We start from the raw sequence: 25,839 nt of genomic DNA, 5'->3' as shown, positions 1-25,839 counted from the left end.
ATCTCCGCTCAGACACGGAAGTTGTCGGGACGCCAGTGCTGTATGCGCTCTTTAATCTGCTTGCGATCCAGATTCTTATCGAGCGTCGTTTCCACCAGAGAAGCCAGTTCTTCATCAGAAGCGAAGCGCAGGCCGATGAGCTGATCTTCGGATAGCTCAGGGATACGCTTACGCAGTGAATCCGGGAGAAGAGCGTCTAGCCTCAGACGCTCTTCGAGGCGGATAAGACGGTCTTGCGCTTTCAATGGGTAGAGCCGGGATTTGAAGAGCGCGATGCTGAAGATACCGAATGCGCTCAGCATCCAGGTGGAAAGCAGAGGCTCAGTTCGCACGTGCAAAACGAGAAAAACAATCAGTGTGATCAGGTTCACCAACAGCAGAACACCGCCTAAGCCGTGGAACCAAGGGTCGAACCTGGAATGATTGCGAAAGCTTTGTGGTTTTTGCTCGGACATGTTCCCTCAACCTGATCCGCGTGTTGTGCCGATGGGCAGACTGCTAGGGCTCGTCGGGAGTCTCTGAAAGATGCACAGGGACGGCAGCAGCTCCATCTTGGAGCGATACTTTCATCTCTGCAGATCCAAACGAATTTTCAGATTGCCACCCAGCACCTGTCAATGAAGGAATGGGAGGATTAACAAGTGCTGTGAGGTTGGCGGGGTCGGCTGTTGGGGGATTTTTGGGAATCAGGTTGTATCGCCCACGAATGAGATAGTCTGCGGCAATTCCGGCTGCTATATACGGATTCAGGATGACGACGGGGATGACATATCCATTCGTGACCAGGGTTTCGGCTACGCCGTGGATGGACCGGCTTTCATGGCGGAAGCCGGGAATCTGCGGTATCTCGACGATGGTCAAGCCTGCTTCAGAATGATGCTTGCCGTATTTCACGAGCACATAGGTTATGTGCTTTGGCGTGGTGATGCCGGCGTCGGGAAAGATGGACCGCTTGAACTGATGCGGAAAGTAGTGGTTGAGGATGAATCGGTCGAAGTCGGCACAGTTGTTGTAGAGGATATTGAAATGCGATCTATTGGGACGGGCATTCAACTCCTCAATGAGGGATTCATCCTGCTCCAGCGTAGTATTGAAGCGAAAGGCGTAGGTACGCCGGTCGTAGGCTGTGCCGACGAGCTCCGTCCAACCTCCGTTGAAAAATCCACCAGGAGGCAGATTTTCCCCGAAAGAACCGAGTACGGTTTCGCGGTAGTGATTGCGCAGGCGATTTACGGTTTCCTGATCGGCGCGATCCGGTACGTCTGGAAGATTTTCGACGGAATAGAGATATGGGATGAGCGGAATGGCAACCCAGTCGTATCCGTTGAGGCCTTTGTAGCGGCTGATGACAACACCGTATTCGCCTGGTGTGCAGAGGCGCAGATGAACTGGAGAATCAGCGCACGCGCGCGCCAGATAGAGCGCGGCGTGACCAGTTGGATTGAGCGTGCCGAAAACCCCGTAGGGCTGCTCCATCAGGAGTGCGGCTTGCCCGAATGCCTTTGATCCGGCGGCCGAAACTAACGCCAAGCATACTGTATAGATCACAGACCGGATAATGGAGCCTCGGGGAAAAAACATCATTCGATTTCTCCGTTGAAAAGGCAAATAAAACAAAGCCGGTGCGGCTTGTGCCTGTGCCGGCTCTGACGGAAGATAAAATCAATATCGTCATTAGCGAAAAACAGGTAGAGTCTGTGAACTACTTCCGCACAGGTGCACATACCTTGTTGTTTTGACACCAATTTCACGAGAAAAGTTGTGGCTGCGGCTGTTTAATCGCCGAGATCCTCTGACTCGTGGTCGGATCGAAAATAGCTACTTCATAGAAGTGACGATGTTTACACGGATGGTTGTATGTGGCTATTTCATGTCAAGGCATGATGATTGCTTTTTCCTGCACAAAGCACGGATAGCCGCAATGAATTGCCGGGCTCTTTTTCTTACAGCGCTGAAGGGGGTTGCCTTGATGTCTTTATCGTCGTGAATGCGCTGTGGATTTGATATGCAGAATCGGAGCGAGGACGAACGCTTGCGCGGTTTGGACTGAGGAGCTAAGCGATGGTAAACTCGTGTAGATCACCTGCCCTCTAAGATGCGGAGAGTTGGCAGAGCCCGGTTGAATGCAGCTGACTCGAAATCAGCCATACCTTTATGGGTATCGGGGGTTCGAATCCCTCACTCTCCGCCATAAGCGCTCTATTTTCGAAATGTAAAGGCTTATAGATACACAGAGAAAAGCCATCGTACGTGTGCACAACACGATCCAACTATTCGATCATCTTTGGTGCGATGCCTTCCCTGCCTGCGTAGAGTGCCTACAGATCATCGGTAGAGATGTGCACCAACATGGCGTGTCTTCATCAGACATGCCAGCAGAAGAGCAACCACTCACGGCCTTTATGTTTCCTTATCTAAAACGGGATGCTGGAGCGTCGTTGCTCGCGGCCGAGGCTGAACTCTAATTACGCCATGTCTTCGAATCGCAGGCGTCCAGCTTTTGTTGAATGGTAAACGTCCAAATACAATCGGCCGGAGATTAGTCAGACAGGCTTTATTTCTTCTTCTGGGCTGCCCATCGCCTTTTCACCGCTGCTGCAATTCGTGCTCTGCCTTCAGGCGTCAGATTGCGCTTCTTCCGAATTTTACCTGTCGGAGTCAAGGTCACAGATTGAGGGAGTTCGCCCTTTAGCAGTTTTAGTGCAGCATCAATGCGTTCGCGTTCCGCTTCAAGGGCGGTAATTATCTGATCTATGTTCATGCACAAATTCTAAAGGGAATGGGAGAACCAAATCCCAGACTTATCCTTAAGATTTGTAAAAGTCAGTCATGCGTTTACCTGCACAGACAATATCTCTTCAGGTTGTGCTTGCTCTCCAGAGGATTTTTAGTGCATAGTTACACCCGTATCTCTAACAACTAACGGCACACTGTATCGTTGGTTGTGTGTCGCACGAAGCGGGCTTGTGATGGTATGAGCAGCCGTTATCCCACACTTTCTGTAAAGAACGCAGAAAAGATGGGGCACAGCGCAATCCAGCCGCAAAAAGTGTGAATCAGATATTCATCTAACAAGAGGACCATGATTGAAAACAAATGTGTAGCCGTTTAAATCCAGGCTTACGGCAGCGCCAATTTCCATGGTTTGATAATTTCCTATACCTACCCATTGTTGTCCTTGATAGCGTTTACTCACTAAATTAACTATCTCTACATTGTCAAATTCAACACATACCCATAAACGGGAATTTTGTTGAGTAACACACTGGATAGCCGCCTTTCGAAAAGCTTCAAATACTGCGGTAATGAAGTATCGAGATTGCTCTTCGTCATCGAGAACAACATGAGAATGAGCACCGTGTCCTGCGTACTGGAGTGGGTTACTCGATGTTGCCATGTGTTTTTGGGCCTTGGATTTCATTATGTAAATGGAGTCTGTCTGATCTATATATCCGTCTGAGTGTGAAAGGTCTAAACCAGAAACATTTCCCTGTGTTATCAGGGTGCCGTTGAAGTTGCCAGTTCGTATATTCATATTCTTTAGTCCTTTTGAAAGCTGAATTAAAGTCATGAACCGCGAAGAGCAAAGTATATCTCCTCTGCAAAGTCAACTATCTAAATTTAGGAGATTGGATGATAACCATAGTCACATGATTGGCAAGCTTGCGCTCTCACATTTGACATGCAGATTGAATCCTCAACTTTGCGAGAATGGCGCGGGGACATTGTCGGGCCGATATACACTGGCTCTTTTCAAGGATGAGACGCAAATGAATCACTCCATTCTCCATTCCAAAGAGCTGACGATGCGCTGTTGCGTTGCGCTTTTTCTATCTGTACTTGTGTGCTGCGCGAATGCGTTTACTCAATCGGCTAAGCCTAGCGCTACGGATACGTATGAGCCTTTCGTGCTCTCTGCGCAATATAAAGAGGTGCAGCGACATCTGGCGCAGGGATGGAATACGTGGGACGCGAACAGCGTTACGACGCATGTGCTGCTGCCGCAGGGACTGGCGATTCATGTGAGCATAAAGCACAACTCGACTGAGTCTGGCGATGCTCTGTTGGCGGATACTTTGATTGGACGCTTCGGCAACTCTGCCGAACAGGTGAAGCCTGGGCCTCATGCGTGGGATGGGAGTTATACCGATCTGCGCGTTATGTGGATGGGGCATGCTTGGCGCGTACAGAGTGCGCATGACGGCAAAGATCTGGTGCTGCTGGCGACTCCGCTGGCGTCACAGACGAAGGCAGCGCTGGCACCTACGATCATTTTCTCGGTTGATTATCTGTGGAATCGCGAGGGTACGGTTTCGTTCACGGAAAACCATGGCGCAGGAAGCGGGATGATTGCACGGTCGGCGGCGGGCGAGGTGCCTATCTACTGCACATGCTCGCGGGATGATGGCAGTTCCCTCTCCCCACGTGTTCTGAACATTTCACCGATTACGGGGCCTTACTTTGCTACAGATTTTACGGAGCCGGTAGCGGTGACGACGGGCAAGGCTCTTAGCGTGGCTGAGGCGCAGGCTGTGGTGGAAGGCGCGCGGGTAAAGTACGAGCAGTCTCTGGCTGGCGACAAAACGACACAGCCGTTAGAGGACGCAATCGAGACGACGCTGGGGTGGGACACGATTTATGAGCCGGAGAAGGGACACGTGGTTTCTCCGGTGAGCCGGGTATGGAGCGTGAACTGGGGTGGGTATGTGATTTTTGACTGGGACACGTTTTTTGCTGCGACGATGGCTTCGATTGGCAACCGCGATCTGGCCTATGCCGATGCGGTGGAGACGCTGCGTGAGTCGACGCGCGAGGGCTTTGTGCCGAACTACGCGCGGGCTGGCAACTGGAAGAGCTATGACCGGTCCGAGCCTCCGGTGGGGGCGATCACTGTGCTGGGGCTGTATCGCAAGTTTGGCGATCTGTGGTTTCTAGAGCAGACGTTTCCACAGTTGCTGAAGTGGAATCGGTGGTGGGCACAGCATCGCGATGTGGATGGGTATCTGACCTGGGGCAGCGATGGTAAGAATCTGCCGGGAAACTTCGATGACGATTCGCGCGGGACGCGGGCGGGAGCGATTCTGGAGTCCGGGCTGGATAACAGTCCGATGTATGACGATGCGGTGTACGACGAGCGGACGCATCTGCTTGAGTTTGCCGATGTGGGCCTGATGAGTATGTACATTGCTGATTGCGAGGCGCTGGCGAAGATTGCGGATGCCCTGCACAAGGACGCCGAGGCGCGGGAGCTGCGCGAGAGGAGCGGGCACTATCGCGCAAAGTTGCAGGCGCTATGGAATGGGGATGCGGGGATTTTTGAGAACAAGGACCTGCATACGGGGAAGATGAGCAGCCGACTGTCGCCGACCAATTTCTATCCTATGCTGGCTCATGCAGCGACGCCGCAACAGGCACAGAAGATGGTGGACAAGCATCTGCTGAATACGGATGAGTTCTGGGGTGAGTGGGTGATTCCGTCGATAGCGCGGAATGATGCCGCATTCAGAGATCAGAACTACTGGCGCGGACGGATTTGGGGGCCGATGAATTATCTGGTGTATCTGGGACTGGAGAACTACGACGTGCCTAAGGTGCGACGGGAGTTTGCTGAGAAGTCGTATGCGCTATTTCTGAAGGAGTGGACTGAGAAGGGGCACGTTCACGAGAACTACAACGCCGTACTTGGGACGGGGGATGATGTTGGGAGCAGCGACCGGTTTTATCACTGGGGCGCGCTGCTGGGGTTTGTTGAGTACCTGGAGCAAACGACGGGTAAGTGAGCACGGCCTGGAACGTCGCATGTCACAGAGGCCCTCTGTATAGTTGAGGGCCTCTGCGAATTGCGCTAGTTTTGTGCCGGTTCGGCTAGTCGTAGTATTCGAGGCCGAGGTGCGTTATCAGGTCTTCACCCATGATGTGGCGCAGGGTGTTCTTGAGCTTCATGAGCTGAATAAAGAGATCATGCTCGGGATAGAGACCGGGAGCGGTTTGCGGGCTCTTCCAATAGAAGCTGAGCCACTCCTGGATGCCGATGTTGGCGAGCTGCGGAGTTCGCTTGGCGAGATCAAGGAACAGGACAAGGTCGAGCGCGATGGGAGCGGCGAGGATAGAGTCGCGGCAGAGGAAGTCGACCTTGATCTGCATGGGATAGCCTAGCCAGCCGAAGATATCGATGTTATCCCAGCCTTCTTTGTTGTCGCCGCGGGGTGGGTAGTAGTTGATGCGGACCTTATGATAGATGTCCTTGTAAAGGTCGGGATAAAGCTCGGGCTGCAGGATGTAGTCGAGCACGCCGAGCTTGGACTCTTCCTTGGTTTTGAAGCTCTCAGGGTCATCGAGCACTTCGCCGTCGCGATTGCCGAGAATATTGGTTGAGTACCAGCCGGAGACGCCGAGCATTCTTGCCTTGAAGGCCGGAGCAAGGACGGTTTTCATGAAGGTCTGGCCGGTCTTGAAGTCTTTGCCGGTGATGGGAGCTGAGTTCTGTCGGGAGAGCTCAACCATGCAGGGCAGATCGACGGTAAGATTGGGTGCGCCGTTGGCGAATGGCACTCCGCACTTGAGAGCGGCATAGGCGTAGATCTGCGAGGGCGCGATGGAGGGATCGTTATCGACCATTCCCTTTTCGAAGGCGGCAATCGACTGGTGAACTTCGGTCGGCTCCAGGTAGATTTCAGTCGAGCCAGCCCAGAGGACGACGACGCGATCGACGGTCTTTTGGAAATTCTGGATGTCAGCTATGACCTGCTGGGCGAGATCGCACTTGTGCTTGCCCTTCTTGACGCGCGTACCATTGAGGCGCTTGACATAATGCTGATCGAAGACGGCTGGCATGGGCTGGATGGCCTCAAGAAAGGGGCGAATCTGCTGGAGATGGTCGTGGTCCAGTACCTTGGCGTGAGCCGCTGCTTCGTAGACGTTGTCGTCGAAGATATCCCAGCCTGTGAAGACGATGTCGTCGAGGCTGGCAAGGGGCACGAAATCCTTAATCAACGGCGAATTGCCGTCGGTGCGCTTTCCAAGCCGGATTGTGCCCATCTGGGTCAGTGATCCGATGGGCTTTGCCAGACCGCGCCGAACTGCCTCTACTCCAGCGATGAGCGTGGTCGCAACGGCGCCCATGCCAACAACCATAATTCCCAGCTTGCCCGTTGCTGGCTTGATGCCGGCGGTCTTCTGGCCGCCTTGTGCTTCTACTGCCATGTCTACCTTCCCTTCTACTACTTCTTCAGACTGCAGTGCCCTGATCTGGCACACGCAAAAACAGCCCGCGCTGTGGCAGGCCGTCTATGCGTCGAGTCTAAGCTTCGTTAAGAGCTTGTCCGCGCTTTTTCCAGTGCGTCCAGACAAACCAGACAATCCCCGCAACGAGCGCCAGTTCCACAAACAGATGGAAACGGTGAAACCACTCGTGAAAGCGGGGATCAGTATTCCATCGGTCGCCTAGCTGCTTTCCAACATAAGCCAACGCAAAGCACCATGGCCACGAACCGACGAAAGTATAAATGTGAAAGCGTAACTGCGGCATCCTGGCGATTCCAGCGGGAAAGGCAATGAACGTCCGCACTACTGGCAGCAATCTGCCAATCAATACCGTGATCGAGCCGTATTTCTCGAAGTAGGCATGCATCCGGTCCAGATCATGCGGACTCATCAGGACGTATTTGCCATAGCGGAGAACCAGCGGACGGCCACCCCACGCGCCGATCCAATAGGCGATCACGGAGCCGAGGTTGCAGCCAATGGCGCCGGCAGTCGCTACCCAGACCAATCCCATGATGGCATCGCCACCGCCAAATCTTCCGGTCGAAACCAGGTATCCGGCAAACGGCATGATGACTTCCGATGGCAGTGGAATACAAGCGGATTCGATCCCCATCAGAAGAGCGACACCCGCGTACCCGGTGGATGAGATCGTCCAGATGACGAACTGCACAATGCTGGCGAGGATGTGTTCGGTCACAGGCCTTCAGTATACCGTTCGGTACCCTGTTGCGAATGGCCGATCCGATCCTCGCCAGGAATGCGATAGAGGCTAATAATTCGTCTTTGCGTCCACGAAGGCATGGGCTATGGTGCGGACAAAATTCTGAGCGCCTTGCGGCACGGCCACGTCCCCGCGAAGAATGGTGCGGAATCCGTAGCTCTGGCCGTAGTACACGCCGGTATCAGCGACATTCTGGCTGACGGTAGCGCCGTTCAGGTCAATTCCTGCAAACAATCCCTTGCTGCGCGAATAGGTCAGCAATTCGGCATTGAGCTTCCAATCGGTGGCTGCCTGTGAGTTTCGTCCGACCGGTCCGGCCGTCGCTGCCACATCTCCGCCGAGCTTAAATTTGCTCTTGAGCAGATCCTGAAATCCGTGGTCGTTCACTGCAACCAGCACCAGATCTGTCGCCTGTCCGCCAGCCTGGAAGCCAAAGGAACCGCCCGCGAGACGAATGAATACTGGCCCACTCCAGCCATGTCCGGTTCGGCAGGTGACCACACCCTGCCCGTATTCTGCTCCGATGAGGAAAGCTCCCTTTTTCAGGCTTGGAATTACGGCCACACAAGTCGCCATCTTCAAAATATTCATCGGGATACCGTTGTCAGGCGTCTTCAAAATCTCGTCCAGCACAACTTTGGCGGCATCAATCCGATCCTGAAGATCTTCCCGGCTCGAGGCCGCGTTGGCAGCGGGCGCGCAAGCCCAAATCCCCATGCAGAATAGCAGAGCTGCGGAAATCCATTTCTTCATCATCTTTCTCCTTATATCCGGGGCCTCTTGGGGCCCGTTTTGCAAATACTTTGCTTTCATCCTGAGTCCATTCTCAAAACCGGGCTCAGGTACTCAATTTGCAACCCTATTTGACTTTACAAACGCCGGGGACGAATTCCGTTGAATTCCCGGGCAATCCGGCGTGACTGCGCACCAAGGGCGTCAACCCACGCCAGCCTACATCGCTGACGCATTCCTTACCGGAAAGTCGCTGTGGGAGAAAGCAATGGACCAAATCTATACACAGCTGATGCCGCAGACATGGCCGGTCCGCGCGATGAGCCAGGACGCACCAGCCTGGTCTGTGCACTCAGCTTTGAGCAAAAAAGAGGACTTCAACAGAATGCTGACGAGTCAGCACTCAGCAGAAGTCCTTTCCCCAGATCTGCGTTGTTACTGTAAACATTGTCACCAGTGTCCGAGAATGCAACAACATAACCAACGTGCAATGTCTTGAAGTAACTCATATCGGTAATTAGAGCTATTTTATGAATGATTACATGACATATAAATCATGTGTTCTAAAGCATGAAATCTAAGTGCGTACTCCAAAAGAACCTTAGAAGATACTTGGACAATGAAGTTTGAACGAGGCTTGACGCTTCGGTCGGGCTTCCGCGGTCTCCTACTCGTTCCATGGAAACGCAGAATGGATGGGATATATGCTGGGCGATGATCCTTAAGTTTCTACGTGAACCTAAACACAGGCACAATAGGCCCAGAGGGCGCGAGGGTAATTCGCAGGTTCCCTCTTCTTGAACCTAAAGTTGAGAGTGTAAGAACGATGAGTGGGTCAAAACTTATTAATTGATGCTAATTACCATAAGAAACTTCCGTCGATCGTGGACCTGCGATCACGGAGTCTCCCAGGGCGCGTTCGATATCGCAGAGTTCCAGCCGGAAACTGCGCGTTGACTTCGCATCGATTCCTGCATTTTCTGTATCGAAAGCGAGACCCGGTTCTCGGCTCCTGTCTTGCGCAACAGGCTTGCTACATAAGCCTTGACGGTGCGCTCCTCGATCCCCAGTTCATCTGCAATTTCTCGGTTAGAGCGAGCCGTCATGATGAGATCCAGCACTTGCTTTTCTCTCGGGCTGAGCGGAGTTGCCGGGGATGTGGCTAATTGCTGCTGGTTCAGATATTTATCAGCCAGAAGCGAGAGAACACGGCGGGGAGCCCAGATCGTGCCCTGGATCACCGACTCCACGGCGCGCCGCACTGCGAAGGCACCTGAACTGGAGTGCAAAAAAGCTCGCGCACCAGCCATGATGGATCGCAGAATCATCTCATCGCCTACACCGGGCCCAAGAACGATCTGCCGGATATCCGGACGCATGCTGCGAACCATTTGCTGCATATCGATCCATCCATCATGATCACTCAGGTCGAGAATGATATAGCCCAGACTGCTATCCGCGAGCAGTTCATGGAGCGTAGCGTTCACCAATTCGATCGACGGAATCTTCTCGAAAACTGTTTCCAGTCCCGCTAGCCGTATTGGCTCCCTCGACACCACTCCAATGCGCGCAGTAACTTCCCTTAACTTCCAATGCATGACCAGCCCCCGAGGTCAGCCATTTGTTGTCCTGCGCTTCGTCATCAAGGCATCTTCCGAATTACCCGGTCTACTGCAATTCGGAAAATGCGTTAGCCCCCTGGCACGAAACACATAAGACACACATTTCCTATGTTGAGATATTTGTCCAATCGAATGGAGATGGTGGGAACAGGAAAATTCAGATAGCCCCGTGTTCTTTCACAACCCGATTCCGGCTAAATATCAAATGATGTATTTAACAAATAATATCGACGTTATACTTCGACACGTCAAATCGAAGTTAATTCGCCTCTTTTCGGGAAGAACACGAATCAAACTACATACCTGTAATCCATGCCCGCCAAAGCACGAAGGAACCATCTGCGAAGATTGTTTATCGATGCTCACAGCAGACCCGATCTTCGGTCAGATGCCAATCCCACATATTTGGAATCGACATCTGACCGGTCTGTGTTAACGGGAAATTGACGCTCAAAGGCGCGGAAGCACAATTCCATGTTGTTTCTGGTATTTGCCCTTGCGGTCCGCGTAACTGACCTCGCAGGGCTCATCGCCGCGGAAGAAAAGAATCTGGCACAGCCCCTCGTTGGCATAGACCTTTGCGGGCAATGGAGTCGTATTGGAAATCTCCAACGTTACGTAGCCTTCCCATTCCGGCTCGAAGGGGGTTACATTCACGATGATTCCGCAGCGCGCATAGGTGGATTTACCCACGCAGACGCTGATCACATCCCGCGGGATCCGGAAGTACTCCACCGACCGGGCGAGGGCAAAGGAATTTGGGGGCACGATGACCGACTCGGCCTGCACACTCACGAACGAACGCTCATCGAAGCTCTTCGGATCGATGATGGCATTGTTGACATTGGTAAAGATCTTGAACTCGTCCGAGACGCGCAAATCATATCCATAGGAGGATAATCCGTAAGAGATGACGCCCTCACGGACCTGTTTCTCGCTAAAAGGCTCAATCATTCCATGTGTCAGAGCCTGTTCCCGAATCCAACGATCACTCATTATCGACATGCTTTGCTGTTTCCTCTCGTCAGGCTGTTTTGCATCAGCCTCGATATGTTGTGCACCACCGGTGGGCTCTGACTGCCGACCGGATTGCATCTCTCCACACCTTACCCTATGGCGACCGGAACTGTAGCCAGCAAATATGCCGCATTTTCCAGAAGAATGGGACCGAAGTGCTTCAAATTGTTTATGGTATTGGAGTAGGCCCGGATTGACAACGGCCCTGGCTCCCAATAGCATCTCGCCAGTGGCTGCTTCCATCGAGGCCTCAATCTTCCGATCGAAAGGCGACGACTTTGATCAAGCAGGATATCGTGCATCATGTCATCGAGCGGACCGGTTTGCCGCGCGCAAAGGCAGAAGCGGCAGTGGACACGGTATTCGAAGGGCTGAAACAAGCGCTGGCTGCAGGTGATCGAATCGAGTTGCGCGGTTTTGGCGTCTTCAGCGTCAGGCCACGAAAGACCGGCATTGGCCGCAATCCGCGCACCGGTACTGAAGTGAGCATTGCGCCGGGCAAGGCCGTTCGTTTTAAGCCGGGCAAGGAACTGCACGCGTTGCATACCGACACACCGCATTCCTAGAGCACTTCCTAGTGAGGTTCTTCCACCCACGTGCTGTAGTGTTTGTTAATCTCTGCGGCGGCGAAACGATTCACGACGTCGTTTCGGCCGCCCGAACCGAGCCAAACTGGCACATCGCTGACCGCAGCCAGATTGTCTGTATTGAATCACCCCTCCAGATTCTTCATGCCTGAAATACGAGCACCCCGATGGCGCACCTTTGGGATTCCCACCGTGCTGCTTTTGCTGAGCATCATCACGACAACGGGGATTGGCGCCCGGTTCATGCAGAACTATCACGATGGCCTGCCGCTCGTTGCGCATGAATCCGATTTGTGGCCATGGCCATGGCTGTTGCAGAGCCCTGCTCGATTCCTGCTGGGGTGGCCTTTTTCAGTAGCGCTGCTCTCTATTCTGCTTACTCACGAATTTGGCCATTACATCGCCTGCCGTTTGCATTCCGTCGATTGCACCCTGCCGTGGGTTCTGCCGGCGCCTACGTTAAGCGGCACGCTGGGGGCTATCATCCGTCTCCGTGGACGGATTCCAGATCGCCGCGTGCTTATCGATATCGGTGTCTGGGGGCCAATTGCCGGATACGTGGTTTCGATTGCAGCGGCCATGATAGGAATGAGTCTCTCGCTTGGCCACGTCACTTCTTACGTTCACTCATCGATGGAGATCGTCAACTTCAGCCCGCCATCTTCCCTGGAGCTATTGCGGTCCATGATGGAGCATCTTTTTTTGGCCCATCGGGTACACGCGAATGTTTCGGTCGATCCTGCGGTCTGTCACCCGATTCTTCTTGCGGCATGGATTGGTTTGTTCATTACTTCGCTCAATCTCATCCCTTGCGGCCAGCTAGACGGAGGGCACATTTTGTACGCCATCTCGCCGCACCTGCACCGCATTGTGAGCCGGGTATTGCCGGTTGTGCTGCTTGTTGCGGCTTGGTACTGCTGGGTTGGATGGGCTGTCTGGGGGATCATTCTTCTGATCCCGGCCATGCGCCATCCACGCGTTCTTGGCGACGCTCCACCGGGAGCCGGACGGAAGATGCTTGCAGTATTTGCAATGGTGATCTTTGCGCTCACGATTACTTCAACGCCGTTTCCCGGCAACGCGATCCGGGATCTCTTCCTGTCTCAGTAATGGAAGAGTGATGGCCGATTCGGTGCCGTCACGCGCTTTGCTTAATGTGTACTTAATTTTTTTCTGAGGCTAATTTGCAGCGGCTTTCGACAAATCAACAGGCGCGCCTGCTACAGGCCGCGCCACAATTCCGTCCACATGATCGTGCTTCACTTTCTGCAAGCGCCCCGTGCGGGTAAAGTCCAGCTTCCATTCCATTGCGCGAACGCCAGGCGTTACATCGGTGAACTCAACCCTTGCCGTGCCGTCTTTTGCGAGATTCAGTTGTGCGGGTGGATACAGCGGGAATTGATCCGGAACTTCTGAAACGAGCGCGGCACGCACATGTCCGCCAGCCAGCGCAGCGTAGCAGAGCCCCAGCGTCAGCCAGTCCGGAGAGAGTCCCGAGCCGCCTTCCAAGACCATGTGATTGAAGTCGTTCAGCGTGATGGCATTGGAGGAGGATGGTGTCCAGAGGGAGTAACTTCGACGCCACACTGGAATTACGCGGATGTGCCCTTCTCCGCGAGGAATCGCAACGGAGAATAACGTGACGTCTCCGCGACCGTCGATTCGGCTGTAGTCAAGGATGAGGTGGTTCGGGAACACGGGACAGACTGCCTGCTCGTAGCCCCAGCCGCTGCCTTCCGCCAGGTTGAAGCCCTGGAATGCAGCGCGGCGCGCAATTTCACCCTGACTTTGTTCTGCCAACTGGCGATCCGCGGCTGTCATCTGGTCAGGCGTCAGAAACTCAAGTTGCGTCCTGGCGGTCGATTTGTCGTCTGCTGGGAAAATTGTCGCTACCGGTTTGTTGTCCAGTTGCTTGACTGTGATGCCCAGCGGGGATTGAGACGATGTGCTGGAAGGGCTTTGCCCACGCACGATCAGCCCAGAGGTAACGAGAATCGACGCAATCACGAGGAAACGCGATCGGAATGGGGGAATTCTCATCTTGACATCAGCTTACCATCCGTAATCCGCACGCCATGGTTAAAGGCATACAGCCTGAGCAAACAAAACAGCGCATCCACAAGGGATGCGCTGTTTCTCGTACTCTCCTGATGCAACAGTTTTAGTTGGAAGAAGAACGGTGGTGTGCCGCGGAGGGCTTATGCGCCGGTGTCTTCTTTTCGCCCTGCAATTCACCGTCGCGCATGATGATTTCTTCCGGATTCTGCGTATAGGAATCAAAGGTGCCGATCAGATTCGTCTCATCGGTTCCCACAGCCAGCTTTGTTTTCTCCGCAGCCGTCAGAGGCTTTTTCAGGTTGATGGTGAAGTCAGGCTTCTTGTCGGCCTTCGCATCATCGGTTACAGCGATCTTGACCTGCGTGCCGTCATCGCTCACCGACATTATGGTGCCCGGAATCTGCGCAACCTGATCCTTCAGCGTCGCCCAGAGCTTATCCGCGTTGTCCTTGGAAGCGTTGGCGAGGATGTATTCCTTATCCTGCAGGGCAAGAGTCGTCAGATCGGGTGTGCTGGCCACGACGCCATCGGCAATGTCTTTAGGCGTGGGAGCCGGGGCAATCGTGAACCCGTCCGGCGGGAAGACCGAGTTGGCTGAAGCGGCGAGCACGGCCTCAAAGCTGTCTTCCTTGCCGTGGTAGCGCTTGTACCAGTAGCGGGCCTGCTTGTCGATCTGCGGCTTAAAGTTGGCTGGCGCGAAGTTCTCGGCGCGGGTCAGGAACCAGACGCCGTTGATCATGTCGGGAGGCGTGAGCTGGGTGTAGGTCTGGCCCAGCAGCAGCGTATCGTTCAACCCCGGCGGGACCTTGGTCAGATCCGGGTTATTCTTGGCCATCCACTCCAGCTCTGTGCGGAAAGCATCGACGGCTGCCTTGAGATCCTTCTTCGAGTAGAGCTGGTCGTTCGAGAGGATGGAGTAGAACACAGGGAATGTCGCGGCGGTTTGTTTGTCCCACCCGTCCTGCTGCACATCGGCAGGCTTGGTTGCGGCAAGGCCTTTGCTTGCCATCGCCGCAGCATCATCGAGCAACTGCGCAGCCTGGCCTGGATTGGCCGCAGCCTGCTGCTTCTTGAGCAGAGCAATCAAATAGATGGATTCGAGATTGTTGGGCTCAAGTTGCAACAGACGCTGTGCAGCGTCAATCGTCTTGTCGGTATTGTTGGGAATCTGAGCGTCGGCCTGAACGAGCTGCTCCAGAACCGTCTTTTTCACTATGCTTTGTGGATACTGCTGCAGAAACGACTCACATGCCGAAGCCTTGGCCGCAGGACTGGTCTGCGTGATGGCGTTCTGATATGCGTTGAACTCCGCAGGATCTTTAATTGTGATCTGGTCAGAGGAACCTTGGGCTGCCTGGGCAAAGGCAGTAGGCGCCGCGACCGTCATGACCCCTGCACTCAGCAGTGCGGAAGTCGTCGCGGTCGCGAACAGGGATGCGAGAAAAACCTTCTTCATTCAGTGCTCCTGGGAGATCGAGAAATCCTGCTAATAGCAATCAACCGCATCGGGCCATCTCCCCTGGCAAGTCCAGAAGACGATTTTCCATGGTGAGCAAGATCAGGTCCTGCCTTCCTTGCGGCGATGTGGGGATTATAGAAACACGCGCACCATGTGACAAGCCACGAATCGAACACTTTACATTTCGGCCTCACGGCGCACGGGAATTCACGGAGATCTAATGTGCTCGAAACGCGCCCGGCTGGCGCTCTCCGGCAACGAGTGGTTTATCCGATTCCATTCACCAGCCTGACCAGTTCAGCCTGTTCGGAGAGAAATGCGTCATGTCCGTGATCTGAAATCATCTCGCAATAACGAACGTTTTTCCCACCTGACGAAACAGCGTTTCGCACAGACTCCGCCAGTCGGCGCACATCGGTTTCCGGAAATAGCTGGTCCGAACTGATTCCGACGAAGGTCATCTGCGCCTGAATGCGTCCGAATGCTTTTCTCGCATCGCCAAACTCGCGCTCCGGTTCCCATGTCTCCATCGTTCTTAGGATCGCCAGATATGCGTTCGCGTCGAACCGCTCCACGAATCCCCTTCCCTGATAGTCGAGGAATCCGGCTACATCGAACCGTCCGCCGGTGAGTCCACCGCCGTGGTCGTCGAGAGACCAGGGATCCTCCCCGTTCCGGTTCGGATTTCTGCCAAACCGCTCGGCAAACAATTGCGGTGACTTATAACTCAGCGTTGCTATTTCCCGCGCCAATGCGAGGCCTTTTCGGGGCTGTTTATGCGGCCAGTAGCGCCCTTCGAGCCAGTCAGGATCGCTCTGGATGGCCTGCCGTTGCAGGTGATTGAGTGCAATCGCCATCGCGCCCAGCGGCGCAACACCAATCACTACGGCCTGCTCCACTCGCCCGGGATAAAGAATCGCCCAGTCCAGCGCCTGCATGCCGCCGATTGATCCGCCGATCGCGAGCTTCCATTTTGCAATTCCCAGCGAATCCATAAGCAGAGCCTGCGCGCGCACGTTGTCCGCAATGGAGATCAGTGGAAACTCAGGTCCGTATGGCTTACCTGTCTCCGGATTAATCGACCCTGGCCCCGTCGATCCATAGCAAGAGCCAAGCAGGTTGATGCAGATAACACAATCTTTCTCAAGATCGACAATGCCGCGAGCTCCTGCAATGCCCTTCTCACTTAATCCTGCCTGCGATGTTTCTAACTTTGAAGCTGACTCGATCTGCGAATCTCTTGCAAATAACTCAGGCCACCACGAACCAACCAGGGCCGAACCGGAAAGCGCGTGGCAAACCAAGACTGCATTGCTGCACCCGGCATTCAACCTGCCATAAACGGCATAATGCAGCGTTGGGCGCACCAATGTGCGTCCGCATTGCAACAGCAAGTGGTCTTCAATAATGAAGTCCCCTTCATAGGTCGGCGCAGGAACAGCTTTGACCGACTTATTCACTCTCTTAGGCACGAGCATAGGACGACCCATGAAGGAAAGCGTAGCTTCCTTAGCTACACTTTCCTCTGGTTTGCTTGCTTCCGGCGGCTTTGCCAGCTCTGTCTGACTCACTTCGTCACCAGTTCTTCTTTCGTTCCTGGAGTTGCTTTGACCAACGCCTGATTCAGATCGGCCAGAATGTCCTTGATGTCTTCTATGCCGATCGACAAGCGAACAAGTTCCGGTGTAACTCCCGCATCCGCTTGTTCGGACGTCGTCAGTTGTTGATGCGTCGTGGATGCCGGATGAATCACCAGAGATTTGGCATCACCGATGTTCGCCACATGAGAGAAGAGCTTTAGCGAATCGATCAGCGTCTTCCCGGCTTCGTAGCCACCCTTGATTCCGAAGGTGATGATGGCGCCCTGTCCATTCGGAAGATACTTCTGCGCCCGTGCATAATATTTGCTTGACTCCAGGCCCGGATAATTCACCCATTCCACGCTTTCGTTCGCCTCTAGCCACTTCGCCACGGCTAACGCATTTTGCGAGTGACGCTCCAGTCGCAGATGCAGCGTTTCAATTCCCTGTAACAGAAGAAAGGAGTTGAATGGAGAAAGTGCAGCGCCGGTATCGCGCAGCCCCTGCACGCGTGCTTTCAGGATGAACGAAAGATTGCCGAACGCTTCCCAGTAAGAGAGCCCGTGGTAAGACGGATCAGGCTCCGTGAACTCGGCAAACCGACCGGAAGCCTTCCAATCGAACTTTCCTGCATCCACGATTACGCCGCCGATGGTTGTTCCGTGTCCTCCTAGAAACTTGGTAGCCGAGTTGACTACGATGTCGGCACCCCACTCGATCGGACGTACCAGAGCAGCGGACGGCGTGGTGTTGTCGATCACCAGCGGTACCCCGTGCTCATGCGCGATCGCCGCGAGCTTCTCGATATCCAGCACATCCAGCTTCGGATTGCCGAGTGTCTCCGCGTAGATCGCACGCGTCTTGCCTGTGATGGCAGCTCTCAGCCCGTCAAAGTCATCGGCATCCACAAATTTCACTTCAATTCCGAGCCGCGGTAACGTGTAGTGGAACAGGTTGTACGTGCCGCCATACAAAGAGGTAGTCGAGATAATTTCATCGCCAGCCTTCGCTAACGTCGTCAAGGCAAGCGTGGTTGCAGCCTGTCCACTGCCTGTGGCCAGCCCTGCCACGCCGCCTTCGAGCGCCGCCACGCGCTTCTCGAACACGTCCGTTGTCGGATTCATGATGCGCGTGTAAATATTGCCGAACTCCTTCAACCCAAAGAGCCGGCCGGCGTGGTCCGAGTCCTGAAAGACATACGATGTCGTCTGATAAATCGGCACCGCGCGAGCTCCTGTAGCTGGATCGGCTACCTGTCCGCCATGCACCGCAATCGTTCCCAACCCCTGCTTTGCCTGTTCCTCGCTCATGCTCATTCATCTCCTCATCTCATGTTTCCCAATAATCCTGGCACGCCAGCCATGCTAGCTCTGCCGCCGCTAAAAGCAAAACGGCCCGAGTCCATTTAGACCCGGGCCGTTTGTCTCAAACCGTTTGCGCTTATCGCATGCGCCGCTTCTGAGCCAAAGGCACGGATCCCCCGCACATACACGTGCAGCACATGCACACGGTATCTCCGGTTTGGCGCAGAAAAGACATCTTTCTCAGTATCTGTATACCCCCTTGTTAAGTCAACAGCAGCGATACAGTCTCGTGCGCCAGCCTCTGCCCTTCAACTCCGGATGTTACGATGAATCCGCCTGAGGAGAGGACCTGTTCAACGATGCCGCCTATTGATCTTCCCCGCCGTAACTTTCTCCGAACCAGCAGCTTTGGCCTTGCCGCTGCCGGTTTTCCAGCTGCCGGTCTTGCGTCACAGCTTTACCATTCTGAAGGAGAAGCGCCAAATCGTACTGGATTTACCGGAACGGCCGGCATCTTTGATGTACGCAACTTTGGTGCGAAGGGCGACGGCAAAACGCTCGATACCGACGCCATCAATCGCGCTATCGATCAGGCATTCGCTTCGGGCGGCGGTACTGTGCTCTTTCCCGCAGGAAGTTACCTGACTTTTTCCATTCATCTCAAGAGCAACGTTCATCTGCTGCTGCAGCAGGGCTCGATCATCCTTGCCGCCGACTCGCCCAAGTCCGGCGATAAGACTGGCTACAACGGCGGTACATACGATGCAGCCGAGCCAAACGACCCATGGGAGCCATACCAGGACTACGGCCACAACCACTGGCATAATTCGCTGATCTGGGGCGAGAATCTGCACGACATCAGCATTACCGGGCCTGGTCTCGTCTGGGGCCGGGGGCTATCGAATGGCCGTAATCCCAAAGGCAACGTTGTGTTTTTCGTTGCCGAGCAGGCAGGCGTGGGCAATAAAGCCATCGCGCTCAAGAACTGCCGCAATGTTACTCTCGCTGATTTTTCGATCCTGAAAGGCGGCCACTTCGGGCTGCTGCTTACGGGAGTCGATAACCTCATCATTGACGGCCTTACCATCGACACCGACCGCGACGGGATGGACATTGACTGCTGCCAGAATGTCCGCGTCTCCAACTGCGCCGTCAACTCGCCTTGGGACGACGGCATTTGTCCGAAATCCAGTTATGCGCTCGGGTACGCGCGGCCCACGCGCAATCTCACGATCACGAACTGCTACGTCACCGGCCAGTATCAACTCGGCACGCTGCTTGACGGTACATTCAAAAAATTCGCCCCTGAAGAACATGTCTCCCGCACTGGCCGCATCAAGTTCGGCACCGAGTCCAACGGTGGCTTCATCAACACCACTGTTTCGAACTGCGTCTTTGAAGGCTGCCAGGGGCTTGCGCTGGAAACAGTCGATGGCGCTCTCTTTGAGGACATCGCAATCACCAACATCACGATGCGCGACCTCTCGGCGTGCCCGATCTTTCTGCGTCTGGGAGCGCGGCTGCGCGGTCCGAAGGAAAGCACAAAGGTGGGGACGCTGCGGCGGGTGCTCATCAGTAATCTTGAGTGCCACAATGCACCGTCGCGCAATGGCTCGCTTCTTGTGGGCATTCCCGGCTACGCCATCGAAGATGTGAAGCTTTCAAATATTTTCATTGAATCCGCGGGTGGCGCGCCTGCGGAATCCGTGCAAATCAATCCCGCGGAGAACGAGACCAAGTATCCCGAGCCCAACATGTTCGGCGCAACGCCGAGTCATGGGTTCTTCCTGCGCCATGTGAAGCATCTTGAGATGAGTCACGTTGAATTAGCCACCATTGCACCTGATCCGCGTCCTGCCTTCTACCTTGAAGATGTGGACCGCGCTGACTTTTTTGCCATCACTGCGCCTAAACCCTCGGGACCAGGAGCGGCGGCGGGCAATTTCGCCATGCGCCAGGCGAAAGATTTGCGCATCGGCTGGAGCAGGGCGGCGGCGGACTTCACCTCGTCGAGTTTCGACGGGATTCTCTAGCTCAGCCTTATCGGTATCACACCAATCTTTCCGTGCCTCATGGGAAAGATTGGTGTGAACGACGCTGTGTCTGCGCCTTATGCTCGTCCTGGAGCATCTCATAAACTCAAACTCAAGCCATGATCTCCAATCAGACTACGAGCAAGCCCATCAACACCCCGCGCCAGGTGCTTTTCGCCAGCCTAGTCGGCACCACCGTTGAGTTTTTTGACTTCTACATCTACGCCACTGCCGCTGTTCTGGTCTTCCCTAAGCTGTTCTTCCCCACCAGCGATCCGGCCACCAGCACACTCGCCTCGCTCGCAACCTTCGGTATAGCTTTCCTTGCGCGGCCCATCGGCTCGGCACTCTTTGGGCATTTTGGTGATCGCATCGGACGCAAGCGTACCTTGGTTGTCGCGCTCTCAACGATGGGTTTCTCCACCTTCATCATCGGCATCCTGCCTTCTTACCAGGCCATCGGCATTGCTGCACCGCTGTTGCTGGCGCTGTGCCGCTTTGGTCAAGGCATCGGGCTCGGCGGCGAATGGGGCGGCGCCGTGTTGCTTGCTGTCGAAAACGCGCCGCCTCATAAACGCGCTCTTTACGGCATGTTTCCGCAGTTAGGCGCGCCTATCGGATTCCTGCTTTCCGGAGGCATCTTCCTCCTTTTGTCTGACGTGCTTACGGACCACCAATTCTTTTACTTCGGCTGGCGTCTGCCCTTTCTTGCCAGCGCCGTGCTGGTGCTGCTCGGCCTTTACGTCCGCCTCACGATTACCGAAACACCCGTCTTCCAGAAGTCGATCGAGCAACACCGCCCTACGGGCGTTCCTCTCTGGTCAGTCTTCCGCCATAATTTCATGGCGCTCGTTGCGGGGACGCTGGTCTGCATCTGCACCTTCGTCCTTTTCTACTTGATGACAGTCTTTGCGCTTTCATGGGGCACCAGCGCACTTCACTATTCGCGCGGAACGTTCCTGATCATTCAGCTCATCGGCATGCTCTTCTTTGCAGCTACGATTCCGCTCGCTGCGCGGCTAGCCGAGCGCGGACGACGGCCTGTGATGATTGGCGTCACCATCGCTATCGCTCTCTTCGGACTCGTGCTTGCGCCGCTGTTTAGCGCGGGCACCCTTGGAGCTACAGCGATGATGGTACTTGGGCTGTCGCTGATGGGCATCACCTACGGCCCGTTGGGCACGGTCGTTTCTGAACTCTTCGCTACCAGCGTGCGTTATACCGGCAGCTCTATCGCATTCAGCACGGCAGGCATTCTTGGAGCTTCACTGGCCCCGTACGCTGCTACATGGCTTGCCCAGCATTGGGGTCTGGCATGGGTCGGTTACTACCTTAGTGCATCAGCGCTGCTAACTTTGCTGGGACTGCTCATGATCCGCGAGACCAAAGATGCCGCGCTCTAAGATGTTGACAGCTACGCATACCTAATTCAGGCGATTTGCATCCACCTCATTGCCTGGTTTTGGGTTCATCCGCCATCATCGTTCCGTCACAGCAAAGGAGTTCCATGTCCACTGCACACCTCTGGACCGACGAAGAAGCTGCAACGAACTCACGGGTAGCAGCTGTCTTCGCCGATATCCGCGCCACGCGAAAATCTGATTTCATCAACAATTTCTGGCGTGCGCTTGCCAACCAGCCCGATCTGCTGGAGCGCACCTGGAACACAATCAAGCAGGTCATGATCGCGCCCTCGGCGCTCGACCCGCTGACCAAAGAGATGATCTACATCGCCGTCTCCAGCGCCAACAACTGCGGTTATTGCATCCATTCGCACACTGCTGCTGCACGTGCCAAGGGCATGACCGAAGCTCAGCACGCTGAGTTGAATGCCATCCTCGCCCTGGCTTCCCAGACCAACTCCATCGCAACGACCCTGCAAATCCCCATCGACCCCGTGTTCCTGATCGAATAACATCAAATCGCTGCACAGTGGCGGAGTCGTGGCCACATTTCGGTATCAGATTTGCTCAAGGGGACCACTGATGAAACTCCTCCTCGCCGTCACGCTCTTCGCCATCTCTGCACCCATGCTTCATGCTGCCAATTGCGCTTCGCTCAAATCCGTTCATCTGCCGGAAACCGCGATTGCGTCGGCAGAAGACGTCACCGGTGGCACATTTCTGCCGCCCGACGCAGATCCAGCGAAAGACAAGCCATTCGCCGATCTTCCGGCCTTTTGCCGCGTTACGGGTAGCTTCCATCCATCCGCTGACTCGGACATACAGTTCGAGATATGGCTGCCGGCGAAATGGAATGGCCGCTATGTCGGCGCGGGCAACGGAGGCTTCGCCGGTTCCATCTGGTACAACGAGCTTGCAGCGTATGTGCAGAAAGGTTTTGCCGTCTCTGGCTCCGACGCTGGTCACCGAGCCGGCGGTGAAGATGCGTCGTGGTCCCTTCACCATCCAGAAAAAGTCAAAGACTTCGGCTGGCGCTCCGTACACGTCACTGCGGAACGTACCAAAGCGCTCATCCAGGCCTACTACTCCAAGCCTGCCACAAAGGCATATTTCGACTCCTGCTCAGACGGCGGCCGCGAAGCCCTCATGGAGGCTCAGCGCTTTCCTGACGATTACGACGGTATCCTCGCCGGCGCGCCCGCTAACAACTGGTCGCATATGCTGGCGTCTGGCGTCGATATAGCCCACCGCACGCTCAAAGATCCGGCCAGCTATATCCCCGCGGCCAAGCTGCCCGCCATCGAGCGCGCCTCACTCGCTGCTTGCGACACACCGGCAGGCAGCGTCGACAATCTTAAGGACGGTATCGTCAGCGACCCGCCGCACTGCCACTTCGACACATCTGTTCTGCTCTGCAAAGGCGCCGACTCCAACGACTGCCTGACGCAGCCACAGATCGACGCTCTGAATGCGTACTATTCTGGCGGCAAAGACAGCCACGGCAATTCGATCTTTCCCGGCTATGTGCCAGGCGATGAAGAGGGTTGGGGACAATGGGTTGTAGGCACCGGTCCTGGCTCAGGTTCCGGATCGCACTACATCCAGAGCTACTTCCGCTACATAATCACCGGCAATCCCAACTGGGACCCGGTGACCGCCAGCGTCGATGAATCACTTGCGCAGTCCATTGCAAAGGGCGGCCCTGATCTCGACTCCACCGATCCCAACCTCGCACCTTTTGCCGCTCATGGAGGCAAGCTTATTCTGTATCACGGCTGGAACGACCCGGCGGTCTCGCCGTGGAATACCATTGACTACTACGAGAACGTCCAGAAGACCGTTGGTGAACAGAAGACCGCAAGCTTTGTTCGCCTTTACATGCTTCCCGGCGTGGAGCACTGTGCTGGCGGGCCTGGGCCAAATCTTTTCGGCCAGTTTGGGATACCGGCCCAGGGGCACGGGATCTTCGATGCGCTTGAGCTTTGGGTGGAGAGCGGCACAGCGCCCTCAGGCATTGTAGCTGCCAGCTATAACGACGATCACACGGTCAAGGCCACGCGTCCGCTCTGTGCGTATCCCACCATTGCGGCTTACAAAGGCACGGGCAACACCAATGAAGCAACCAGCTTTACCTGTGCAGCGCCATAATTGAAAGAAGCGTGAGGTGCAAAGCCTGGAAATTCTTCAGCTGTGCCTCACATTTCTATGTTTGTTCCACCACTCGCTCCGCGCCGCGGAACAGCCTTCTTAGCGCCTTCCACACAAACCGCATCATCAGGACAACACCCACAACCAGCGCCAGCGCTATTCCGCCTGCTAAATAGGGATGCACGGTTGCAAGCCATGTCAACCCCACCGCACACACATCCTCTGCCGTGCTCAGCGCCGCATTGGAAAATGGCTCTGGCGATGGAGTAACAGCCGCTCGCGCTGCAGTTTTGCCTCCGTGTGCGGCGAACGCTATCGTCCCACCGATTGCCGCAGCCGCAGCCTGCTCCAGCGGAGAAAGTCCGCTCGATGCCTGATATGCCAGCAGAGCCGCGACAGGCACGCGAATAAATGTATGCAGCGCGTTCCAAACCAGATCGAAAGCCGGGACTTTATCGGCAAAAAACTCCACACCAAATAAGACTGAGCTTGCACCGATCATCCACCAGTTCGTAAGCAGGCTGAGTGAAGGCGGCAGCTCCAGCCAATGCGTGTGCCCGAGCAAACCCAGCGTCGCAACGGTAGCGTAAACGTTCAACCCCGCGGCAAACGAAATCGCCACCAGTATCGCGACGGGCCCCTGCCCCGGAAGCGCCAAGAGAGAAAATCCAGTCGATCGCACGCAGGCAGTATAGACCGGCAGGTTCACTCAAAGAAGACACAGCCTCGGCACAATCCGCTACTATTCTTCCGGCACAAAAATCTTTTGCGAGACACCCATGAAACGAATCATCGCCACCCTGCTTGCTTTCGCAGCTACTGCTGCAACCGCTCAATCGCCCAAGTCCGTTGACGTTTTCTCCGCCGATCAGATCAAACATCAATTTGCCCAAGCCCTGCTGCAAGCCAACCAGAAAGGCTCCGGCGGAAGCGTGCTTGCGGACTATGGCAATCATGACATGCGCGTCTCAACCCGCACTGCCAACGGAGGCGCGGAGGTCCACGCGCATTTTGCCGATGTCTTCTATGTCGCTTCGGGTTACGCCACTCTTATCACTGGCGGGACGGTCGTCGATCCTACGACCAAAGCGAATGGCGAAACTCTCGGCAAGTCTATTCAGAACGGTGTCTCGCGCAAGCTCGGTCCGGGCGACTTCGTCCACATCCCAGCCGGTGTTCCCCATCAACTTCTCATCCCCAAAGGCAACGTCTTCAACTACCTGGTGGTCAAAGTCCACGAGTAATCTGCCATAGCACTAAAAACGAATTCTTCTGGATGTGCGGCGCATGCCGGGAACCTGGCCTCGCCCGGCTGTGCATGCTAACGTCCTTTCCATCGTGAATCTTTGCCGACTGCTTCTCGCACTGGGCAGGTTTTGCCTGTGTACTTTCCGTTACAAAACTCTGTTTTTCATCCGCTTCTATTGCCCAAACCGCTCAATCCGGCGCTGAACCGACAGCTGCGATCCTGGTTGGCATAGGCCGGCCTTCAAACTCGCTCTCGCTCATCACATAAAAATTGCATACGGTGTTGATAACGACGATGTTGATGAGTCCGAATCTCGCGATTTGGTGCGCTTGTTGCAGGTAGCATGACAACGTTGGGCGCTCTGCAAGCCGCAACCGTCAATGCGGCAACCATGTTCAGTAAAGAGAAGCAGGTCGGAACCGTCGACCGGCCGGATTGCCGATATCGTCGCCGTCACCGGCAATCCGCTCAAGGACATTACCATCATGTATCACGTTAACTTTGTGATGAAGGGCGGGTCAGATTATCAAAGATCCGGCGTATCCAGATCGCAATCCAGTGATACATGTTCCGTAGCAGCGATGAGCGAGAGGAATACAGATGCCGTCAGAACAACGCGGTTACGGCTATTGAGTCAAAATCAACGCAGGGCTGCCTTTC

General features: G+C 55.0%; 22 protein-coding genes and 1 tRNA gene. 9 read left to right on the top strand and 14 right to left on the bottom strand.

Going from position 1 to position 25,839, the window contains the following annotated elements; genetic code table 11:
* Positions 1–8 precede the first annotated feature (8 nt).
* A complete protein-coding gene (locus OHL22_RS00815; RefSeq protein WP_263332219.1) occupies positions 9–455 on the bottom strand; it encodes a DUF6526 family protein in 447 nt (148 codons plus the stop codon).
* Between the two features lie 43 nt (positions 456–498).
* Positions 499–1,584: a hypothetical protein gene (locus OHL22_RS00810; protein WP_263332217.1), complete on the bottom strand. Its 1,086-nt coding sequence runs from the start codon at positions 1,582–1,584 to the stop codon at positions 499–501.
* Between the two features lie 515 nt (positions 1,585–2,099).
* Between OHL22_RS00810 and OHL22_RS00805 the strand changes: the two genes are divergently transcribed.
* Positions 2,100–2,191, top strand: a tRNA-Ser gene (locus OHL22_RS00805).
* Positions 2,192–2,554: 363 nt separating this feature from the next.
* Here OHL22_RS00805 and OHL22_RS00800 read toward each other — a convergent pair.
* Complete coding sequence (locus OHL22_RS00800) at positions 2,555–2,761, bottom strand: hypothetical protein (RefSeq protein ID WP_263332216.1); 207 nt, start codon at positions 2,759–2,761, stop codon at positions 2,555–2,557.
* Between the two features lie 303 nt (positions 2,762–3,064).
* Entirely contained in the window at positions 3,065–3,571 is a 507-nt protein-coding gene (locus OHL22_RS00795) for a hypothetical protein (RefSeq protein WP_263332214.1), read from the bottom strand.
* Positions 3,572–3,770: 199 nt separating this feature from the next.
* On the opposite strand from OHL22_RS00795, the gene OHL22_RS00790 reads away from it, so the two are divergent.
* On the top strand, positions 3,771–5,780 hold the full coding sequence (locus OHL22_RS00790; protein WP_263332212.1) for an alpha,alpha-trehalase: 2,010 nt from the start codon (positions 3,771–3,773) through the stop codon (positions 5,778–5,780).
* A gap of 85 nt (positions 5,781–5,865) precedes the next feature.
* Here OHL22_RS00790 and OHL22_RS00785 read toward each other — a convergent pair whose 3' ends face one another.
* From OHL22_RS00785 to dcd, 5 genes are all read right to left on the bottom strand, one after another.
* Positions 5,866–7,203 carry an inositol-3-phosphate synthase gene (locus OHL22_RS00785; protein WP_263332210.1) on the bottom strand — a complete coding sequence of 446 codons (1,338 nt, stop codon included), beginning with the start codon at positions 7,201–7,203 and terminating at the stop codon, positions 5,866–5,868.
* Positions 7,204–7,300: 97 nt separating this feature from the next.
* Positions 7,301–7,963 (bottom strand): DedA family protein, encoded by a 663-nt coding sequence (locus tag OHL22_RS00780; RefSeq protein ID WP_263332209.1) that lies wholly within the window; start codon positions 7,961–7,963, stop codon positions 7,301–7,303.
* Between the two features lie 72 nt (positions 7,964–8,035).
* Complete coding sequence (locus tag OHL22_RS00775) at positions 8,036–8,740, bottom strand: lipid-binding SYLF domain-containing protein (RefSeq protein ID WP_263332208.1); 705 nt, start codon at positions 8,738–8,740, stop codon at positions 8,036–8,038.
* Positions 8,741–9,615: 875 nt separating this feature from the next.
* On the bottom strand, positions 9,616–10,317 hold the full coding sequence (locus OHL22_RS00770) for a response regulator transcription factor (RefSeq protein ID WP_263332207.1): 702 nt from the start codon (positions 10,315–10,317) through the stop codon (positions 9,616–9,618).
* Positions 10,318–10,791: 474 nt separating this feature from the next.
* Positions 10,792–11,346: a dCTP deaminase gene (dcd, locus tag OHL22_RS00765; RefSeq protein ID WP_263332205.1), complete on the bottom strand. Its 555-nt coding sequence runs from the start codon at positions 11,344–11,346 to the stop codon at positions 10,792–10,794.
* 290 nt (positions 11,347–11,636) lie between these two features.
* On the opposite strand from dcd, the gene OHL22_RS00760 reads away from it, so the two are divergent.
* Entirely contained in the window at positions 11,637–11,924 is a 288-nt protein-coding gene (locus OHL22_RS00760; protein WP_263332203.1) for an HU family DNA-binding protein, read from the top strand.
* 165 nt (positions 11,925–12,089) lie between these two features.
* The gene (locus tag OHL22_RS00755) at positions 12,090–13,055 is read left to right on the top strand and encodes a site-2 protease family protein (protein ID WP_263332201.1); all 966 of its coding nucleotides are present in this window, start codon (positions 12,090–12,092) and stop codon (positions 13,053–13,055) included.
* A gap of 69 nt (positions 13,056–13,124) precedes the next feature.
* Here OHL22_RS00755 and OHL22_RS00750 read toward each other — a convergent pair whose 3' ends face one another.
* From OHL22_RS00750 to OHL22_RS00735, 4 genes are all read right to left on the bottom strand, one after another.
* On the bottom strand, positions 13,125–13,985 hold the full coding sequence (locus OHL22_RS00750) for a hypothetical protein (protein WP_263332198.1): 861 nt from the start codon (positions 13,983–13,985) through the stop codon (positions 13,125–13,127).
* Between the two features lie 121 nt (positions 13,986–14,106).
* Positions 14,107–15,459, bottom strand: a complete 1,353-nt coding sequence (locus tag OHL22_RS00745) for a hypothetical protein (protein WP_263332196.1) — start codon at positions 15,457–15,459, stop codon at positions 14,107–14,109.
* A gap of 269 nt (positions 15,460–15,728) precedes the next feature.
* Complete coding sequence (gene metX, locus OHL22_RS00740; protein ID WP_263332194.1) at positions 15,729–17,033, bottom strand: homoserine O-acetyltransferase MetX; 1,305 nt, start codon at positions 17,031–17,033, stop codon at positions 15,729–15,731.
* On the bottom strand, positions 17,030–18,352 hold the full coding sequence (locus tag OHL22_RS00735; RefSeq protein ID WP_317890873.1) for a homocysteine synthase: 1,323 nt from the start codon (positions 18,350–18,352) through the stop codon (positions 17,030–17,032). Before OHL22_RS00735 ends, metX begins: the two co-directional genes overlap by 4 nt.
* A gap of 353 nt (positions 18,353–18,705) precedes the next feature.
* Here OHL22_RS00735 and OHL22_RS00730 point away from each other — a divergent pair, with 353 nt between their 5' ends.
* The 4 genes from OHL22_RS00730 (at position 18,706) to OHL22_RS00715 (ending at position 23,930) form a co-directional block, all read left to right on the top strand.
* A complete protein-coding gene (locus OHL22_RS00730; RefSeq protein WP_263332189.1) occupies positions 18,706–20,379 on the top strand; it encodes a rhamnogalacturonidase in 1,674 nt (557 codons plus the stop codon).
* Between the two features lie 119 nt (positions 20,380–20,498).
* A complete protein-coding gene (locus OHL22_RS00725; protein ID WP_263332187.1) occupies positions 20,499–21,782 on the top strand; it encodes an MFS transporter in 1,284 nt (427 codons plus the stop codon).
* A gap of 104 nt (positions 21,783–21,886) precedes the next feature.
* On the top strand, positions 21,887–22,294 hold the full coding sequence (locus OHL22_RS00720; protein WP_263332185.1) for a carboxymuconolactone decarboxylase family protein: 408 nt from the start codon (positions 21,887–21,889) through the stop codon (positions 22,292–22,294).
* Between the two features lie 70 nt (positions 22,295–22,364).
* Positions 22,365–23,930 carry a tannase/feruloyl esterase family alpha/beta hydrolase gene (locus OHL22_RS00715; protein WP_263332182.1) on the top strand — a complete coding sequence of 522 codons (1,566 nt, stop codon included), beginning with the start codon at positions 22,365–22,367 and terminating at the stop codon, positions 23,928–23,930.
* Positions 23,931–23,985: 55 nt separating this feature from the next.
* Here the strand turns inward: OHL22_RS00715 and OHL22_RS00710 are convergent, their stop codons facing one another.
* Positions 23,986–24,588: a DUF4126 domain-containing protein gene (locus OHL22_RS00710; protein WP_263332180.1), complete on the bottom strand. Its 603-nt coding sequence runs from the start codon at positions 24,586–24,588 to the stop codon at positions 23,986–23,988.
* A gap of 121 nt (positions 24,589–24,709) precedes the next feature.
* Between OHL22_RS00710 and OHL22_RS00705 the strand changes: the two genes are divergently transcribed.
* On the top strand, positions 24,710–25,174 hold the full coding sequence (locus tag OHL22_RS00705) for a cupin domain-containing protein (RefSeq protein WP_263332178.1): 465 nt from the start codon (positions 24,710–24,712) through the stop codon (positions 25,172–25,174).
* Positions 25,175–25,839: the final 665 nt, after the last annotated feature.

It is taken from the genome of Acidicapsa dinghuensis (assembly GCF_025685685.1).
In the GTDB taxonomy this organism is placed as follows: domain Bacteria; phylum Acidobacteriota; class Terriglobia; order Terriglobales; family Acidobacteriaceae; genus Acidicapsa; species Acidicapsa dinghuensis.
The sequence above is the reverse complement of the archived record's forward strand: the minus strand, read 5'-3'. Positions and strand labels throughout refer to the sequence as shown.